The 18,918-nt window shown below is 40.5% G+C and carries 17 protein-coding genes; 8 read left to right on the top strand and 9 right to left on the bottom strand.

Annotated elements, in window-relative coordinates:
- Window positions 1-38: 38 nt before the first annotated feature.
- On the top strand, window positions 39-695 hold the full coding sequence (locus tag FY534_RS09465; RefSeq protein ID WP_203114406.1) for an SGNH/GDSL hydrolase family protein: 657 nt from the start codon (window positions 39-41) through the stop codon (window positions 693-695).
- Window positions 696-745: 50 nt separating this feature from the next.
- Here FY534_RS09465 and FY534_RS09470 read toward each other — a convergent pair whose 3' ends face one another.
- Window positions 746-1,678 (bottom strand): phosphotransferase, encoded by a 933-nt coding sequence (locus FY534_RS09470; protein WP_203114407.1) that lies wholly within the window; start codon window positions 1,676-1,678, stop codon window positions 746-748.
- Window positions 1,679-1,832: 154 nt separating this feature from the next.
- On the opposite strand from FY534_RS09470, the gene FY534_RS09475 reads away from it, so the two are divergent.
- Both FY534_RS09475 and FY534_RS09480 read left to right on the top strand, forming a co-directional pair.
- Entirely contained in the window at window positions 1,833-3,383 is a 1,551-nt protein-coding gene (locus FY534_RS09475; protein ID WP_238413481.1) for a glycosyltransferase family 2 protein, read from the top strand.
- A gap of 19 nt (window positions 3,384-3,402) precedes the next feature.
- Window positions 3,403-4,395 carry an aminoglycoside phosphotransferase family protein gene (locus FY534_RS09480; protein WP_203114409.1) on the top strand — a complete coding sequence of 331 codons (993 nt, stop codon included), beginning with the start codon at window positions 3,403-3,405 and terminating at the stop codon, window positions 4,393-4,395.
- Here FY534_RS09480 and FY534_RS09485 read toward each other — a convergent pair.
- A complete protein-coding gene (locus FY534_RS09485; protein WP_203114410.1) occupies window positions 4,314-5,501 on the bottom strand; it encodes a YheC/YheD family protein in 1,188 nt (395 codons plus the stop codon). The two genes, FY534_RS09480 and FY534_RS09485, sit on opposite strands and share 82 nt — an antisense overlap.
- 171 nt (window positions 5,502-5,672) lie before the next feature.
- On the opposite strand from FY534_RS09485, the gene FY534_RS09490 reads away from it, so the two are divergent.
- The 4 genes from FY534_RS09490 to FY534_RS09505 all read left to right on the top strand — a co-directional run bounded on the left by FY534_RS09490 (window position 5,673) and on the right by FY534_RS09505 (window position 8,875).
- Complete coding sequence (locus tag FY534_RS09490; RefSeq protein WP_238413754.1) at window positions 5,673-6,746, top strand: glycosyltransferase family 4 protein; 1,074 nt, start codon at window positions 5,673-5,675, stop codon at window positions 6,744-6,746.
- Between the two features lie 172 nt (window positions 6,747-6,918).
- Window positions 6,919-7,230 carry a DUF5317 family protein gene (locus FY534_RS15035; protein WP_370541569.1) on the top strand — a complete coding sequence of 104 codons (312 nt, stop codon included), beginning with the start codon at window positions 6,919-6,921 and terminating at the stop codon, window positions 7,228-7,230.
- A gap of 12 nt (window positions 7,231-7,242) precedes the next feature.
- The gene (locus FY534_RS09500) at window positions 7,243-7,968 is read left to right on the top strand and encodes a hypothetical protein (RefSeq protein ID WP_203114412.1); all 726 of its coding nucleotides are present in this window, start codon (window positions 7,243-7,245) and stop codon (window positions 7,966-7,968) included.
- Entirely contained in the window at window positions 7,910-8,875 is a 966-nt protein-coding gene (locus tag FY534_RS09505) for a histidine kinase dimerization/phospho-acceptor domain-containing protein (protein ID WP_203114413.1), read from the top strand. Before FY534_RS09500 ends, FY534_RS09505 begins: the two co-directional genes overlap by 59 nt.
- Before the next feature lie 105 nt (window positions 8,876-8,980).
- Here FY534_RS09505 and FY534_RS09510 read toward each other — a convergent pair whose 3' ends face one another.
- The 5 genes from FY534_RS09510 to FY534_RS09530 all read right to left on the bottom strand — a co-directional run bounded on the left by FY534_RS09510 (window position 8,981) and on the right by FY534_RS09530 (window position 15,539).
- Complete coding sequence (locus FY534_RS09510; RefSeq protein WP_203114414.1) at window positions 8,981-9,961, bottom strand: aldose 1-epimerase; 981 nt, start codon at window positions 9,959-9,961, stop codon at window positions 8,981-8,983.
- Between the two features lie 24 nt (window positions 9,962-9,985).
- Window positions 9,986-11,332 carry a sugar porter family MFS transporter gene (locus tag FY534_RS09515; RefSeq protein WP_238413482.1) on the bottom strand — a complete coding sequence of 449 codons (1,347 nt, stop codon included), beginning with the start codon at window positions 11,330-11,332 and terminating at the stop codon, window positions 9,986-9,988.
- Window positions 11,333-11,368: 36 nt separating this feature from the next.
- Window positions 11,369-12,904, bottom strand: coding sequence for a xylulokinase (gene xylB, locus FY534_RS09520; RefSeq protein WP_203114415.1), 1,536 nt, complete (start codon window positions 12,902-12,904; stop codon window positions 11,369-11,371).
- Between the two features lie 5 nt (window positions 12,905-12,909).
- Window positions 12,910-14,226 (bottom strand): xylose isomerase, encoded by a 1,317-nt coding sequence (xylA, locus tag FY534_RS09525; protein ID WP_203114416.1) that lies wholly within the window; start codon window positions 14,224-14,226, stop codon window positions 12,910-12,912.
- Window positions 14,227-14,396: 170 nt separating this feature from the next.
- Complete coding sequence (locus FY534_RS09530; protein WP_238413755.1) at window positions 14,397-15,539, bottom strand: ROK family transcriptional regulator; 1,143 nt, start codon at window positions 15,537-15,539, stop codon at window positions 14,397-14,399.
- A gap of 315 nt (window positions 15,540-15,854) precedes the next feature.
- On the opposite strand from FY534_RS09530, the gene FY534_RS09535 reads away from it, so the two are divergent.
- Window positions 15,855-16,232 (top strand): SPW repeat protein, encoded by a 378-nt coding sequence (locus tag FY534_RS09535; RefSeq protein WP_072873376.1) that lies wholly within the window; start codon window positions 15,855-15,857, stop codon window positions 16,230-16,232.
- A gap of 60 nt (window positions 16,233-16,292) precedes the next feature.
- Here the strand turns inward: FY534_RS09535 and FY534_RS09540 are convergent, their stop codons facing one another.
- Together FY534_RS09540 and FY534_RS09545 are read right to left on the bottom strand one after the other, a co-directional pair.
- Complete coding sequence (locus tag FY534_RS09540; protein ID WP_072873377.1) at window positions 16,293-17,594, bottom strand: MFS transporter; 1,302 nt, start codon at window positions 17,592-17,594, stop codon at window positions 16,293-16,295.
- A gap of 152 nt (window positions 17,595-17,746) precedes the next feature.
- On the bottom strand, window positions 17,747-18,889 hold the full coding sequence (locus tag FY534_RS09545) for a CaiB/BaiF CoA transferase family protein (protein WP_203114418.1): 1,143 nt from the start codon (window positions 18,887-18,889) through the stop codon (window positions 17,747-17,749).
- Window positions 18,890-18,918 lie beyond the last annotated feature (29 nt).

Raw genomic sequence — 18,918 nt, forward strand, 5'->3', positions numbered from 1 at the left:
TATTTCAGCATCATTGATTGTGAAGGGGGCGAATTGAGATGTCATTATATATAGCCTTAGGCGACTCCATCACTGCCGGAGAATGCGCTTCTTCCTGGTCGCTTGCCTATCCAAGTCTCGTAACATCTATGCTTTCTCAACAACGTTCCATCTGGAATGGCGAAGTCTTAGCTGAGCCCGGATGGACCAGCCAGGACTTATTCTATTATGTAACCAACCATTCCCCTGTTTATCTAGAGCAAGCAAAAGTCGTCAGTCTATGGGTAGGCGGAGATAATTTGGTCGACGCGGCCAGACAAATCCTTGGCGGTGCCCCACGTTCTGCCATCCATAAGGCATTGGTTGGTTATAGCCAAAGTTTAGCTGCTCTTCTCCAAATGATTCGACAAATCAGTAGAGCCCAGATTATTGTTTGCACGCAATACAATCCATTTCCAAACTCTCCAATTGCTAGTGAAACTATTGAAGCTCTAAATACTGCAACACTCTCTGTAGCCAGTCGAATGCAGACGAGTGTAGCACCATGTCATACCTGGTTTGCTGGTCGACAGGCCGAACTCATCTATGGTTATCGAAATGGAAAAATTCAAGATGTGTTAACTAGCCCTATAGCACCAGTTCATCCTAACAACTTGGGACATCGTGTCATCGCCCAAAATTTAGTGCCTCTTGTAAGAAGTCAGCCGATGGGCTGACCTATTTTGATCTCTATATGGATGAGTTCCTGAGGCGAATTTTTCATCATTCAAAGTAACTCTTTTTCTAATTTTTCACTATAGTATACGGCTGTTTGAGAAGAGAGCAAAGGAGCGGGGCGATGACTAACATGACGCTTTTGCATGAAATACCAACGAACCAATGGATACGGAATATGCAGAAGCGTAAACAAAAATCGTCTGTCATAGTTTGAAATAGGTCGAATTTGCTGATAAATTTTGATAGCCTCTATCATCCGTTGAGCATCCCATATAGCGCTCCGATGCAAAAGGTGGGCAAGATCTATCATTCGATTCTGCATAGATGTATTATCAAAATCAATCAATTGCAGGCTACCTGTTGTTTGGAAAACTAAATTAGGATAATTATAATCCCCATGAATGAATGCTCCCATCTGTTGTTCTTGCTCGATAGCCGTTAAAATTTCGGGATGTTCAACTTGTTCCACCGCTTTGAGCAAAATGCTTCTTAATCCATCTAATGAAAAATCTATCGATGGTTTGGCCTCCAACTTGCACAAAATCTTCTCTGCGCTTTCTATTTTCTGAAAAATCTCATGATATCTGATCTTTTCGGCAGGAATACATGGCGATTGAAATTGCTCTGCAGATTGATGAAATTGAGCCAATGTTTGTATCGCATCACGCCATTCAACAAAGCGCTGAAAATTAGGTTGTCTGCCGGAAATCCAGGGAGTGACAAGATAATATTTTTGATGATTGCGAAAGACCCATTCCCCCCGTCGGCTGGAGAAAAGTCGAGGACTTTTAGCAAAACCGCGATCGCGCAAATGTAGAAGTATATCTACCACATGATAGACATGTTCAGTAGGTCCATCGAGAAGTTTCACGCAAAGTGTTCCGGACGTAGTGGTTTTTACGCGATAAACCCCTTTTCTGACCTTCCGAAATGATTGCACAACAAATGGAAAATTCTGTTCAAACACTTGCCAACGACTCACGGTCATGCCTCCGCTTCCATAAGAATCTTTGCGAGCCACTCCCACTGTATATGCGCACACATGAAAGATTGTGGTTGACCTTTTTATTCAGACTCACCAGTGTTTCCCACGGTTCATATGCTGTGAAACAGCCATTGTAAAGGGGGGCATGGTATTGCGCTCATTACCATCAACCCGTGTGCTGGCTAAACGCCGGACACCTAACCAACTATCTGGATACCAATCCAAAACATTAGCAATCAGTGTTATACTTCCAGTTCGTAATGAGGAAGAACGATTGAGGAAAAATTTAGAAACCCTCAAACAGTGGAAAGCCGTTAAAGAGATTATTGTGATCGCTAATGGCTGTACGGATAATTCTGAACAAATCGCCAATCATGCTGGCGCCTTGGTGGTTTCCTATCCTGAACCACTTGGACCAGACACTGGGCGTGCTATTGGTGCCAAGCTAGCTTCCTGTGAATATATACTTTTTTTAGATGCCGATATCGTATGGAAAATCGAAGAATTACAGCCATTGGTCCAATCTCTGCGTCAGGGTGCTGACATCGCTCTCAATCGCTATCCATTAAAAGGCAGTCGATATTTCCACCATCCAACCGCTGTAGCGAAAAGAACTTTAAACATAGCACTTGGCATGGGCCATCTTCAGGCAGCTTCCCTAACGGCAGTTCCTCATGCTGTCCGGAAAAGTGCTATTCAAAAAATCGGTGCAAAATTTTTGGCTGTACCGCCTCTCTTTCAAACCAAAGCTGTACTGGCTGGACTCAAAATTACCGCACCTACTTATATCAATGTTAGAATTCGCAATCGCCGCAGAGCAACCCATAGAGATGGTTATCATATGCAAGATGTTATATTGGGCGATCACGTTGAAGCATTTGCAGAAATTATCCGACAAAAAGGTGAACGTGGAGGTTATGCTGACAGACGCCGACGAGATTTCATCGAAGAGTCAAGTTCCCATGATTCGCACCAATGGGTTGCCGTCGTGCCAGCAAGCAATGAGGAAAAAACTCTTCCTGGAGTTATTCGAGAACTATTCAAAACTAAAGTCAGCGACATCTACGTCATCGAAAATGGCTCAGACGATCACACTGCAAGGGTGGCTGAACAAAACGGTGCACACGTTCAGTCTTTTACAATGCCCCTTGGCCATGACGTGGGCCGCGCCATTGGTGCATCTTTAGCCCAATCATCTGAAGGCATTCTTTTTGTAGATAGCGATTTTGCTGTTCCTGCAGAAGAATTGGTTCCTTTTCTCGAAGCAATCGAAGCAGGAGCAGATATTGCATTGAACGATCTTTCCAGCGGAATTTCAACAATCGCGAAAAGAGACGCTGTTACCACCATGAAATCATTTCTTAACTTGGTACTCGGTTGTCCTCATCTGGGTGCCTGTTCCATGACGGCCGTACCCCACGCCATCCGTGGTCGGGTTTTAAATGTGATTTCTGTAGAAGACCTTGCTGTTCCACCAAAAGCTCAGGTTCGTGCTATTTTATCCGATTTGAAAATAGAGCCTGTTCGATTTGTAGATGTGATTCAACGCAATCGATATCGTGCCAAGCTTCATTCCGCTCGCCATGGCTCTTTTCTCAAACATTTAATTATTGGCGATCATATAGAGGCGATATCGCTTCTCATTCATTCGCGCGGTGAAAGAGCAGGTTTTGTGCAACCTCGAAGACTCGATCAAATATAAATTCTATGAGGAGAAGCGAATGAAAACATCTATCTCCCAAAAGAACACTGTCTTTGTCTGCTTGAATCATATTAGTCAAACGTATGGTTTCCAGTTGCTGAGTTATCGCGTATGTCCTTCTTTATATAAAAAAAACGCTGCCTATCAAATTCAGACTCAACAAGGTACTTTCTTGGTAAAACCTTACGGAGGAAATTCTCAACAACTGGAAGCCAAATTAAAGCGAATTCTAAGTATTCAAAATCTCGGTTATCCGCATATGGCAAAATTGATTCAACAACCAGACGGTAAACTCTACACAAGGTACGCTAACCAAATATTTTATGTCAGCGAGTGGGTAGCCGGAAAACAACTTACTGGCCATCCATTTGACTGTCACTTGTTAGGAGAAGCTTTGGGAAAACTGCACCGATTACCTACTCCTGAAAGAAGGTTATCTTGTAAAAATACACTTCTAAAACTACGTAAATTGCATGCAAAGTTTATCGATCAAAATTTGCCTTATGTACAATCGACGAGATCAGACATACAAATTTGGTTTCAACAACATGCATCCATTCTCAAAAAGCTTAGCAGCGAAACGTTTTCTATCTTGGATAAACGCAGTTTAAGTAATGAACTTGACTTTTCCCTTTCTCATCCCACATGGATCCATGGGGATGTGACAAAACCGAATACCATTCGCCGTGAAGCAGATATTTGTCTCATCGATTGGGAACAGACGAAAATCGATTGGTCACTGTTAGAATTAGTTAAAGCTTTAGCCAATACGACAAATTTTTCTCCAACCTTACTTATATCCATGTTAAATGGTTACGAACAAGAACATCCGCTCAACATGAGTCAAAAACAAATCATTGCGGCTCTCTTTCGACTTCCTAGGGAAGCTTGGTTTGTAGCCAGCCAGCTTAAGAAGATCCAATCCACTTCTCAAAGCTTCTCTATTCTTAAACAATCTTGGGAATCGCGCTTAAAGGCCATCAAGATTCTAGATGACTGGGCATTATTCTGACTGGCTTCAGAATAGAAGTTCTCTTGAAGCCAACAAGCAAAACCGACCACGGACCGCATGTATCGCTCCAGTTCTAAATCGTTCAATATATCTCTACCCGGTCGACCATTGCAGTCATAGACATATTGGGAACCACTTTTGGTCTGACCTATATCCATACCAAGAACACCTAAGTGAGGCAAATTGGTTTGCAATCTTTGCGCCACATGAGAGGCAAATTGTTGAGCACGATAAACATCGTCCAAAGTCATACCTACAGATTGCAACCAAACTTTTGCTTCTGTTGATGGATAGGTCAACGATACTGCTTTGCCTCCTGCATGATAATTCGTAAAAAGTGAGTGGGCACGACTAGTTCTACCAGTGGAAGCCACAACCTCCCAGTCGCCCTGACGATTGCGTACTAAAGTGATACGCAAGTCAGCTGTACATTGATTTTCTGTCTTTAATAAAGGTACATGTGCTTGAGCCAAATATCGACGTTCTTGCACTGCCAAACGAAGCAAACTCTCTAACTGATACCGATTGACCATAGAATCCATTTGTTGCCCGCAAAAATGTTCTGTAACAATGTGAAAGTCATCATGTCCTAGATACTGCACAAAAACTGAATTTCTTCCCCCTGAACCACGAACGGGTTTTAGCCATAATTCAGGCATATCCTTTAGGAGACGCAAAACTTTTTTGGGCGTAACATCAAAGATGGTCATAGGTAATTGTTCCGATAATGGAGCGCTTTCACTTAAAAAACGAAATATTTTTTCTTTACCCGGCATCTCGGGATTAAAAAGGGGGAAATTTCTTGAACGAATATCCTGTAGTAAATCACGGTATGAAGAACGTGCCAAACGCAAGTCAGAAAGATACATAAAATCATAGAAGACAGGGTGCAATGCTTGCAGCGAATGATCATCGATAGCCAGATTCTCCTGCCCAGATAGCATCCAAAACTTAGAACGGTTCTGCCCATTCATCGAATGATTTGGCTTTAAGAAAAATAATTCTTTTTCTTCCCGACTTGCTTCATCAGAAAGAAATTGATAAGCGAGCGTTCGACGAGGATGCATGTAAGGATTAGGCACTTGACCCGTAATGACAATCAACATATTGGCAACCTCCCCCAATCTCGTCGACCTAAAATATGCCTATCCTTCATAGTCTGTATAGGCCAATTGGCCCGGAACCATTTGAAATTAAACGACGACATAGTTACATGGGTTAAAAATGTTTTCTGGAAGTTGATTTATTTTGAGATACAAGGGGGATTTTCGTTGAAAGTGGCGATTGTAGCTCCAGAAGGATTGCCTATTCCTCCATTACGTGGAGGTTCGGTACAAATCTATATCGATTCGTTGAGTCATGCTTTTCAACAAATAGGATTTCAAGACTATGAAATTATTGCGCCAGGAAAAAAACTCGAAGGAATTAAACTTTCCTTGGATCGCGATGCCTACCGAAAACAGACTCTACGCATTCTGCAACAAGTACAACCCGATTGGATTCAAATTGAAAATCGCCCCCTTCTGATTCCCTTGATTCGCCATAAATTCCCTAACAGCAAAATTCTATTAAATTTACATTCAACAACCTTTTTACAACCGCGCCATAAAAGTCAAGCAGAAATGAAAGATATTCTATGCAATGCCGATTATGTAATCGTTAATAGTCTTTACTTGAAAGAAACTATCGCCAAACGATTCGAATTGAAAGAAAAAAATTGGCAAGCCAACGTCATTTATCCGGGTGTTAACCTTGAAAAATTTTTCCCTCGTATGGAGAATGATGCACTTTTCTCCTCCGTTTCACGCAACCCCCATACTTTACGTTTATTATTTGTAGGACGCATCATTCGTCAAAAAGGTTTACACGTATTGCTTCAAGCTCTGCACATCCTTGACAGTTACAACTTACCTATTCAATTGACGGTAGCTGGACGAACTCCACCCTGGGAAAAAAAATATGGACGTGAGATAGAAGCACTGGCCGAAAACTTACCTGTCCAAAAGTTAGGTTTTGTCTCCCCATCTCAATTACCTGTTCTCTACCGCGAAACAGATATTTTTGTCTGCCCTTCTCAACAGGATGAAGCATTCGGCATGGTTAATTTGGAAGCAATGTCCAGTGGTCTCCCAGTCATAGCAAGTCGTATTGGTGGCATACCTGAACTCGTTACTGAAGAAACTGGAATACTGATTGACAAACCTCAATATCCAGAGGAATTTGTCAGCGCTATTCAATTACTCTACAACCATCCTCGCTTACGTCAAACTTTATCTCACTCAGCACGTGTTCGAGCCGAGCAATTCTCATGGATTCAGACAGCAACCCATTTTTATTCTTTGTATGTATAATCAGGTATGTGACTTTCTTGATGTAGATAATCGGTAGGTTTCCAACACTCACACTTGGCTTCAACTATCTCACCGTGGTTTGCCTGCAATGTTTTTATTAAACAAAGAGAAAAAGAATTGACGTATTCCATCGCCTCCTCTTTATTTCATAGAATTAGGAACTCTATTTTTTCTGGCTCACCCTGATCTTTCTGATTCACAACCTAAAAATCCCAGGTTTTTTCTTATTGCAGTCGGCGCATCGCTTCATTTCCTGGAAATTATTATCAATCACGGAGCCATGCTCATCTTGTCTTCTGCATTCCATTATCCCCTTGACAACTATAAAAATATTGGAAATCACCACAATATACTAGCACATCCACACTTAGAAATACTTGCTGATAGATTTTATATCGCTCCATTTTTTATGAGCATTGGTGATTTGATAGTGGGAGGCGGACTGATTTTGTTTATCTATGGCAATGCGAGAAAGGTTCATTGAAAAGACATGTCTATGGAATCTTTGCTCAAAAAATTTTATTTATTAACCTTGTTTATTTGTGGTTGCGTATTGACAGTCATGTCATTCATCAAACATCCAACTCACTTAGATCTCAATTTAATTGGGATTATTGCCTGTTCAGCCATTGCTGGAGCGTTCCCAATGATTCTTCCAGGCGGAATCGTCTGGGGAACTTCCGTATTGTTTTATATGCTCGCGCTATATGAGTATGGTTTGTACGTCACATGTAGCGCCATTTTCATAAGCACTTTCGCTACGTTTTTGCGTTTTAATCAATGGAACCTAAAAAAAATTCGCTGGTTTCGTTTTTTTTCCACACTTGGAATGTATTTTATCTCCGTTCTGTCTTCATTTGTTTTTATAGAATGGAAATCAGGAATAGAATCCTATATTCGTATAGTCCTTTCCATTTTTATTTTTGAAATGGTCAATTTACTTTTGTTTATACTCGTCACCCTATGCACACAACAATATAAAGGTAAGAAGACGATCAAACCATTGACCAATAGCCTGCCACTTACCATCATCATGGCTCTTTTTCTTTCTTTAATCATAGACAACAAAAATTTGCCCAAATTAAGTGTAATTTTATTACTAATTCTCTCACTGGTTTTGCTCTCGCGCCAATATCAATTTTTTAGCAAAAAAGAACAAAGTCTTGAAAAAAAAATACGAACTGATTGCCAATCATACAAGCGACTTCATATTCATCATTGATCGTTCATTTCACATTCTCTATGCTTCGCCTTCTTTTCAGCAGTTATTTTTATTAAATAAGAACGATTCTTTGAACTTTACATCCATCATTCACCCAGAAGATTTTTCTCAACTTGAGGAATATTGTCAAAGCAGACCGAACCATCCTCTACAAAAGCGCATAGAGATGCGACTTCTCCATCAATTCAAAGTGATTTATACGGACACCGCGATTACTCCCATTTGGGAGTCTGACCAAAAAGAACCAACCTCTTTTATGATCATTTCCAGAGATATTTCGGAGACTATTGCCCAAAGAGAATATATGTTAAAAACAGAAAAGTTGGCCGTTATTGGAGAACTTGCGGCGGGGGTAGCTCATGAAATTCGCAATCCATTGACGGCAATCAAGGGATTTTTACAACTATTCAGACAAGATCTTCAACAAGTTTCAGCACGTACCTATGATCTGATCTGGTCTGAATTGGAACGTATTGAAGAAATTACAACAGAGATGTTGCTATTGGCCAAACCCCAAAAAAACACACATAAAGTTTTTCATTTATCTAAACAAGTCCATCAATCCATTACCTTTTTGACTGCTCTGGCGAATTCCAAAAGTATCTTAATTGAACAGCATATAGAAGAAAATCTGTATATTAACGGAGATTCTCATCAAATGGGAAAACTTATTATGAATCTAGTAAAAAATTCTATAGAATCTATTCAAGAAGATCCCGGAAATATTCAGATCCGATTGTTTCGTCATTTGCATTGGGTGATTTTGCGAGTGGTCGACAATGGCATAGGAATGACAATCGTGCAGAGAATCGTTGAAGAACACAATGGCATGATAGAAATTCAAAGCTCAATTGGACAAGGAACGACTATAGAAATTAGGATTCCTATTTCGACAGAAAATTTCTAAGTAATCATTTTTTAATAAATGACCTTGTTAGGTTGTCGGTTTGAATTCATAAAACCAACAACCTAATAAGATCTTTAACCAGCAAAGATACCTGTTAAAAAAATGTTACATGAAAAAAGTTTCTGCGTATAAACGACTTCTTGCTGTCCAAACTCCACGTGGCTCGATAAAAATTATCCCCGTTTCCTCAGTTGGAAGAGCGACATTAGGTGCATTTCCTATACAAGTTTGAGGTTCTACACAGAAAATATCACCGGAAGCCTTATTGTTCCATATCATCCAGAAGCGATATTGACGATCTGTCTCATAGATGAAACGAACACCTAGTCGTTGATCCGTTAAAATCGCACGTTGAGAATCTTCCCTTTCTTTCGCAGAATAGAGATTGTCCATAATAGAATCAAACGGATATATTCCATTTTCATCCATTTGCTTTTCCCACGAGTTTAGTGATAAACGCCGGCCTGTTGGCAACATGCGCTCGTTCAATTCCCAACGCTGTTCTATATCTGCCTGAAATCGATAATCTAGAGGAGCACTTTGCGTATGAAACGGTATTTGCAGCGAAGTATGAAATCCTAACATACAGGGCATAGCTTCATCTCCGTGATTCTCCATACGTGCTTCTTGATGCAAGCCTAATGAATTCAGTTTATATTTTAAAATCAAAGAAAAGTCATGCGGCCAAAACTCATAAAATGGATGCCCAGCTTTAATCTCCTGACACAAAATCACATAATTTTCTCCCATATCTAGAACATCCCACGGCAAATGATACAGTATGCCATGTAAATGATTTTGATATTCAGGCTCATTCATGGGTAACTGATACTGTTTTCCTAATAGTTTGAAACGACCGTGATCATACCGATTAGGGGGAAACAAGACGGGTATCCCAAAACGTAGAGGAGAATGTTTAAATGCATCCATTCTATTTTCGGGTTCTCTAAGAAATCTTAATGATTGGGCAGGTTGACGAAGAGCAACCAAATTTCCTCCCCTTTTTGGTAACAAAATGGCTTCATAACCATCTGCCGTAAGCTGAATAGCCTCTTCACCAGCATAAATCGTTTTTTGAACAGTCATGCGCCACCTCCTCAATAGGATGGGTTAAATTGCATTTGCCTGACCACGTTTTCGCAATTCCATTTCAATTTCTTCCAAACTCTTGCCTTTGGTTTCCTTGACCTTCAGAATCACAAAAATAAGTGCAAGCACTCCCATAGTACCGTATATCAAAAATAAATTACTGATGCCTAAACGGGAAAGAAGCCAGGGAAAAGTCAACGAAACGAGAAGGTTGGCCACCCAATTCGTTACAGCTCCAATTCCCATACCTGTCCCGCGAATGCCAAGCGGAAAAATTTCCGATAGTAAGACCCACATGACTGGACCCCAACTGATGGAGAAAAAAAGAATATAGATGGCTAGACAAATCAAGGTAATCCATCCTGTCGCAACAGAATGAGCAAAAACTTTATTCATTAAACCAAGAATGAAAAGCGACAAGGCCATACCTATACTCCCACTGATTAAAAGTGGCTTTCTACCTACGCGATCAATCAGGCGAACTGCTATCAGCGTCATAACGACTTGCACAGAACCAATGCCAACTGTACCCAATATGGCTGCAGCAGAGCCAAGTCCAACCTTAGTAAACGTAGTTGGAGCATAATAAATAACCGTATTTGTGCCTATGACCTGTTGAAAAACAGCCAGTCCGATAGCCGTCCAAATAGCTGGTCTTACCCAAGGTTGTTTCATTTCACGCCAACCACCGTTTTCTATTTTGTTGGCTTGTTGAATCTCATGGATTTCCTGCTCCACATGGCTGGTTTTACGCAGATGTTGCAAAATTTTGCGCGCCTTTGTTTCTTGACCTTGTTTAAGTAAAAAACGCGGGCTTTCTGGCAAAAACAACATACCTAAAAAAAGAATAGCTCCCGGTACAAAAGCTAGTCCAAGCATCCAACGCCAAGCCTCACTGGCAGCAAAAATATAATCGACGATATAAGCCAGTAAAATCCCAACCACGATCATAAATTGGTTTAAACTTGACAATCCTCCTCGAATTTCAGTAGGGGCTGTTTCAGCTAAATACATTGGCACCATGGTGGAAGCAGCACCTACAGCTAGACCGAGCACTATACGAAAGCTTACCAGATCTGTTGTATTCCCGGAAAACGCTGAACCAACAGCTCCTAAGCAGAAAATGAGAGCTGCCGCAAGAACAACTATTTTTCTTCCCACTTTATCGGCAAGAGGACCACTGATGGCCGATCCGATAATGGCTCCAATCAAAATTGCGCTGACTACTAATCCTTCCGTTATGGTAGTTAAATGAAGTGATTTTTTGATAAACAATATAGCGCCAGAAATGACACCTGTATCGTAGCCAAAGAGTAATCCGCCTAGGGCACCAAAAAAATAAATCAGTATATGATTCATCTTTCTCACGATATTTCTCTCCTCTCTTTTTCACTAGTCCGCCACTTAACTTATGAATTTTCTATATAGAGGTTTGAGCAATTCGTATATTTCCTTATAAACCGCATATTGACGGTTATATAAATTCATTTCGTCTAACTGAGGATGATAAGTGTGTTTGCGCATAATCAGCAAATCGCATGCTGACTCCACATCCACAAAACACCCCGTTCCAACTCCAGCTAATATAGCCGCGCCAAACGCTGGACCTTCATCAGATTCTACAGTGTGCACGCTTCGTCCATATATATTCGTTTGGATGGAACACCAGAGATCGCTTTTGGCTCCACCGCCAGATAGACGAATTTCTTCAATAGGCAATTGTAAATCTTCAATTAAAGAGAGGCTGTCTCGTAAACTAAAAGATACACCCTCCATAATGGCGCGAACAAAATGAGCTCGTTTATGGCGAACTGTCACTCCAAAAAAAACGGCACGAGCATACGGATCTAAATGTGGTGTGCGTTCTCCCAGTAAATAGGGCAGATATACTAGGCCTTCACTGCCCGCTGCAACCTGTGCAGCCTCTTTGGCTAACAGATCATAAATATCCTCTGCCAAAGTTTCCGCCAAAGCCTGCTCAAGGGGTGCAAACTGTTTGGCATACCATTGAAGCGAACCACCTGCTGCCTGGGTTACTCCCATCACGTGCCATGCACCTGGAACCGCATGACAAAATGAATGGAGTCGTCCTTGTTCGTCCTGAACAATATTCTTCGCAAATGCAAATACCACACCCGATGTACCAATCGTGCTCGAGACCACACCTGAACGTACAATTCCGTTACCTACTGCACCCGAAGCTTGATCACCTGCACCAGCTACCACTTTTGTACCAATTTGCAGTCCTGTTTTGGCAGCTGCTGTTGGATTGACCGTACCTGTCAATTCTGGCGATTCTAACACCCTCGGAAGCCATTCCATAGGAATCTCAAGACGTTCGCACATCTCCTGAGACCAATGGCGATTTCTCACATCAAATAAAAGGGTTCCAGAAGCATCTGATACATCACTGGCATACTCTCCGGTCAAACAATAGCGAATATAATCTTTGGGGAGCAAAATCTTGGCTATTTTTTTGAAATGATACGGTTCGTGTTGACGTATCCACTGCAATTTTGTAGCGGTAAAGTTAGGTAAAGCAGGATTAGCGGTAAATCGAAGAATATGCGAACTGCCAATATGTTCATTCATCCAATCACATTCTGGTTGAGTTCTCTGATCGCTCCAGAGTATAGCCGGTCGAATGACTTTCCCATCACTATCGAGTACAACCAAGCTATGCATTTGACCTGTCAAACCAATTCCTTGAATGGAGTCAGAAGAACATCCAGAAATTTCTATAACTTTTTGTATTGCTAAGCATGTCTTTTCCCACCAAACTTCAGGATCTTGTTCAGCGAATAGCGGCCTTTCGTGCAACACTTCATACCTCTCAGTAGAGACGGCCAAAATATGGCCGTCTATGTCCATCAGCAGCACTTTCACTCCGGAAGTTCCAACATCGATACCTAACAAACATGACTTGCTCAAGCTTGTCATAAACTTCACTTCACTTCCAATAAATATTGATTTAATCGCGACAAAAGCAACTCTTGATAACCAGACTCAAATGAGTCGACGGGTTCGTCCAATATTTTCTCTTCCAAAGAAGCCAGTGTGGCACGTCCCTGGATAATGTCCTGACCCATACCGGATTGATAGCTTTGATATCGTTTCGCTATTGCTTCTTCAAATATTTTATCTTTGATTAAACTAGCGGCTACTTTCAGACCTCTTGCAAAACTATCCATACCCGCAATATGCCCATAAAAAAGATCAAGAGGGGTCATGGAAGTTCTCCGGACTTTTGCGTCAAAGTTTAATCCACCTGTTTGGAAACCACCGTTTTTAAGAATTTCATACATAGCTAACGTAGTGCTGTAAAGATTCGTAGGAAACTCATCTGTATCCCAACCAAGCAGCGGATCGCCCTGATTCGCATCTACAGACCCCAGCATGCCGTGGACTCGGCTGTAACGCAGCTCATGTTCAAATGTGTGACCCGCTAATGTTGCATGGTTGGCTTCAATATTAAGCTTAAAACGCAAATCTAATCCGTATGTTTTAAGAAAGGATAATGTACTGGCTGCATCAAAATCATACTGGTGTTTAGTGGGTTCCTTCGGTTTGGGTTCAATTAAAAATTGTCCTCGATAACCAATTTCATCTGCATAATCGCAAGCCATCTGTAACAGTCGAGCGTAGTTGTCCATTTCAAATTTCAAATCCGTATTAAGAAGTGTTTCATAGCCTTCCCTTCCTCCCCAAAATACATAATTTTCAGCACCAAGTTCCTTAGCGATTTCCAAGCTCTTTTTCACTTGACCTGCCGCATAAGCAAATACTCGTGCATCTGGTGAGGTCGCCGCACCATGGGCAAAACGGGGATGAGAGAAGAGATTCTGCGTATTCCAGAGTAATTTAATACCTGTAGATTGCATGTATTCTTTTATCATGGTAACGATTACATCTAAATTGCGATTGCTTTCACGTAAAGTTGCTCCTTCGGGGGCAATGTCGCGATCGTGAAAACAAAAATACCCTACATGCATTTTTTGAAAGAATTCAAATGCTGCTTCAACTCTTTTTTTAGCCAAATCAAGCCCACTAAATGAATTCCAGGAACGTTGCATGTTGCCCATTCCGAATGGATCATTACCCGCTAGTGTAAAAGTGTGCCAATAAGAAACTGCAAAGCGCAAGTGATCCTTCATTGTTTTCCCGAAAACGATTTCATCGGGATGATAATACTTAAAGGCTAACGGATTTGTCGATATAGCATCTTCAAAAGAAATTTCTTTAACTTCAGGAAAAAATTCCATCTCAAAACCTCCAGCATTAGATATTGTGTGCTGCATATCACTTCAACTCAGAACAGAAAACGGGTTTAGACAACAAAGAATCATTCTCAATTTAGTTTGGTTAAGAAACAAACTAATAGTAGCGCAAGATATATTTTTTTTCAATTGCCTATTCAAAAGGTTTTTAGTGTTTAAAGTATCGTTGGTTTAGCAAAACGATGATCGATGACTAAAGAAGCTGCTCCAAGTGAAATCGCATTTTGACCGAGTGTAGACCATTCTAATTTCGTGTGAAAAAAAGAATCGACCATGGATTTAGAAAGAACAGGTTGGATCGCTTCCCAAAGCAAGGATTGAAAACGGGTAATTCTCCCTCCCACGATAACACTTTCCGGATTACAAGTATGGATTAAGTTATTCATTCCTGTGGCCAAATACCTACCAACCGAAGAAATCGCTGCTTTAGCCAAAACGTCTCCATTCTCTGCCCGTTGAAAGATTTCTTCCACCGTCGATACCTCTTTACCTGATTTTTGCTGAAAGATTTCTATTAAAGCTTTCTCTGAGGCATACATTTCCAAACAGCCCCTGTTCCCGCAAGAACATAGCAATCCATCCACTACTACCACCATATGACCAACTTCTCCTGCTATGCCTCCACTTCCCCGCATCAACTGTCGATTCACAACAATACCGCTACCAAGTCCTGTGGTTACACTTAAATAAACAAAATTTGAATAATTTTGTCCTTTACCTAACCATTGTTCAGCAATGGCTCCCATATTAGACTCATTATCAATAAAAACAGGCAAATCTAAATGTGCTTCAAGCATTTTACGTAAAGGAATATTCATCCAATGCAAATTAGGCGCGTTCCATACCACACCTTTCTTAAAATCTACCAGTCCTGGAACAGCTATTCCCACACCAATCACACCTAACGGGGATGAAGGTGCTGATTGAACTATTTGTTGAACCACATCGACTACTTGATACACCGTTTGCTCAACTTCCATACCCACAGGAGATGCAATCACCAGAGATTTTTCTAATTTGCCAAGTAAATCTATCAATAAAAAACGAACTTCATGAAGATCAATAGCCACGCCTACAGCATAGCCAGCTCTACCATTAAAACCGAGCATACGTGGCCTCCGTCCCACAGCAGAAGGACCTGTACCGAGTTCAATGACAAGTCCTTCGTGGATGAGTTCATCAATCAAACTGGATACAGTTGCTTTATTTAAACCTGTTATTTCAGAAATACGCGCACGTGAAACGGGATGTTGACTACGTATGATATCGGTGACAATTGATTTATTAATTTCTTTCATCAAAGTTTGATCTCCAGTTCTCATAACCCACTACCTATCATTTTAGAATTTGAAAAATCATATCACAGGACCGTTCTAAACCAAAGAAACCGAGATTTTCGAGTTGCTCGATCGCGGTTTCCAGAAAATTTTCGCTTAAAAACATACGTAATGATGAGAAATTCAAAGATTGGTTAAGAAAGAAAAAGAGATAGGAATATCTTATTAAATTTTATTCTCTTTTTCGTCTAATTCGATTAAAACCAACCTTGAAGAGTTCATGGATAAGTTTTAATTTACTTTATGTAAACCAAATCTTTTGGGAGGTGTGGTTATATGAAGTGGAGAAATGGATTACTTGCCCTAATTGGTATTTGGTTTATCATTTCACCGTGGGTCTTCCACTACACCAATCACACATCTGCTCTTTGGTCAAGCATTATTCTAGGCGCAATTCAACTGATTGCATCTGGATGGGCAACATTTATGCAGAATAGTTCCGGTTGGAAAGTTTGGCAAACATGGGTTTCCCTGATTATGGGTATTGGTTTCATCATTCAACCTTTCGTACTATCCATGGATACTAAAGAAACATGGACAAGCGTCATTTTAGGAGCTATAACCATTCTGCTCAATCTTTGGACGATGGCTGGCAAAGATACAGAACTAAAGATAAACTCCAAATCAACTCCAGGTAAACATGCCCATGCGTAAAAAATTTCAATGAACAGGTCGATCTTTTGACTAGATCGACCTGTTCTGATTTGCATCACATTATTCTGGAAGAGAATCCCCTCTTGTTTCTTTTGCTGCTGGTATGATGAGTATACCAATTAAAAATGCAATTGACGTCAATGCTACCGGTATTCCAAGTGTTCCCATTTGGTGAACCAGTGAACCAATGATAAACGTTACAATTGCACCAACAAACCGACCAATCGAAGTAGTAAATGCAAAAGCACTAGCTCTCCTATCTGTAGGATATTGTTCAGGTAGCCATAAACTAAACATTGCAAAATTCCCTCCACCAAATCCAAGAAAGAACAGGATGATCATAAATGGCGCAAGCCCATGTGGTAAATAGAATGCCCACCCAAAAGAGAGAATGATGCTGACAATCATCACTGCAAAATAGACTGCTAAAGCTTTTTTCCGACCTATTTTCTCCGCCAGAGGAACTAGCAAAATACATCCTAGAATTGTTCCAATTGATAAAATAGCTGTTCCATAAGATGACATGTGTACAGGCGCGAGTCCTTTCATTCCAGTTTTTGTTGCTAGTTGGATAATAGCTGTTGGTTCATAAACTGACCCTGCCCAGAGTCCAATGATAGCTACAGTTAGTAGTAGAGAATTAATAAGCGTACGTTTACGATACTCAGGTGTAAAAATTTTAGATAAAGGCTGATGATTCTTCGTCTTTTGAATTACTTTTGTAAATTTTTCCGGTTCTTTTACACTTGCTAGTACCCAAAAAGATACTAGAGCAGGAACAATACCTACAAAAAACATGGCTCTCCAGCCGAATGATGCTCCAATTGTATAGTTCAAAGCGGCAGCCACAAAAAATCCAGCATAGTAACCTGTTTGTAAATATCCTGCCCCCATTTTTCTTCTATCCTCAGGCCAAGATTCTGCAACAAAAGTACCAGCCATTGACCATTCACCACCAATACCAATACCCGCCAAAGTCCGAAAAATAGCCAATTCCCAAATATTATGTGCAAACCCGCTTAAACAGGTAAATACAGCATAGACAAGAATCGTTAACATCAATGACTTGGAACGTCCAAAACGATCTGCTATGGGTCCCCATAAAAACGATAGACCCCAACCAACCAAAAATAGCGCAAACAAGATAGAACCGTACAGAGCAATATTACTAGCAGTAGACTGAATACCAGACATAGGAAGCAATTGTTTCATAGCTGGAGTCAATACGAGTGCATAGATGACTGAATCCATTCCATCCATCAACCACCCACTCCAGGCTGCCCAAAATCCATTTATTTGTTGACGATTTAATTTAGTTTTTATGGATAAAGGAGCACTTGCAACTTGAACTGACGAACCCATCCTTCCTACCTCCCTTATTCTTCAACAAATCGCATCGTATATCAGATAAAAATAAATTTATATAGATTAGAATATTCAGATTTATTTTGCGTTACTTTCTCTTTCATCTCCTCTCTGTTGTAAACTTGTTTTACTAGGAAGAAAAAATGACCCTACATGATTTGGATAGCTTGCAAGATGGTTTCAGTATGTTCGCCAAGAAGCGGTGGCGGATTATCTTTAATTTTATTTTCTGTCTCATTCAAAAACTTAACGGGTGTGGCCACTTGTTTAATTTCTCCTGCCAAGGGGTGGTTTACAGTAAAGAGCATGTTTCTCTCTATAACGTAATTATCAGCGTATAAATCTGATAATTTGTAAATAGGCCCACATGGAATCCCATATTGACGAAGAATTTGAATCCACTCAGAAACCGTTTTAGTTTTAAATATTTCCTGCAACAACGGAATAAGAATATCTCTTCTTGTAACACGGTCTGGATTAGTCTTAAATCGTTCATCGTTACCTAACGCACCTATTGCGAGACAAAATTTTTCCCACAATTTATCATTTCCAACCGCTAAATTAAAATAACCGTCGCTTGCTGAAAACGCCTGATAAGGGCATATATTTGGATGCGCATTTCCCATCGGTTTAGGGTCATAACCACTCGCAAAAAAATTACCTGCAGCATAGGTTTGAAAAGCCATCATGGATTCTAGCAGTGAGACATCTATCCACTGCGCTTCAGAAATATAACGTCTTTTTTCTAAAGCTGTTAAAATACCAATAATCGCCCACATGCCTGCACTAATATCTGCCAAAGAAAATCCAGGCTTAACTGGCTCACCATCTGGATATCCTGTCACAGCCATTAAACCGCCCATACCTTGAGCAATCACATCATAACCTGGTTCATCTCTATAACGACCCGTTTGTCCAAAACCAGATATAGATGCAAGTATGATGGTTGGGTTCCATTTCTTTAAGTTTTCAAATCCAAATCCAAGTTTCTCTAAAGTACCTGGTCGAAAATTTTCAACTATGATATCTGCATTTTTTACTAATTCAATAAGCCTTTGTTTACCAACTTCAGACTTTAAATCAAGAACCACACTTTTTTTATTTCTGTTTACGCTCATAAAGTATGCGCTTTCACCTTGAATAAACGGAGGTCCCCAAGTTCGTGTATCGTCTCCATTTGGTGGCTCGATTTTAATTACTTCCGCACCGAGATCAGCAAAATACATTGTACAAAAAGGGCCACTTAATATTCTTGTCAGATCCACAATACGGATATTTGAAAACGCATACATACGCTACCCTCCCATTGTGTCTATCTAAC

This window comes from Alicyclobacillus sp. TC, from assembly GCF_016804365.1.
GTDB lineage: Bacteria > Bacillota > Bacilli > Alicyclobacillales > Alicyclobacillaceae > Alicyclobacillus_I > Alicyclobacillus_I tolerans.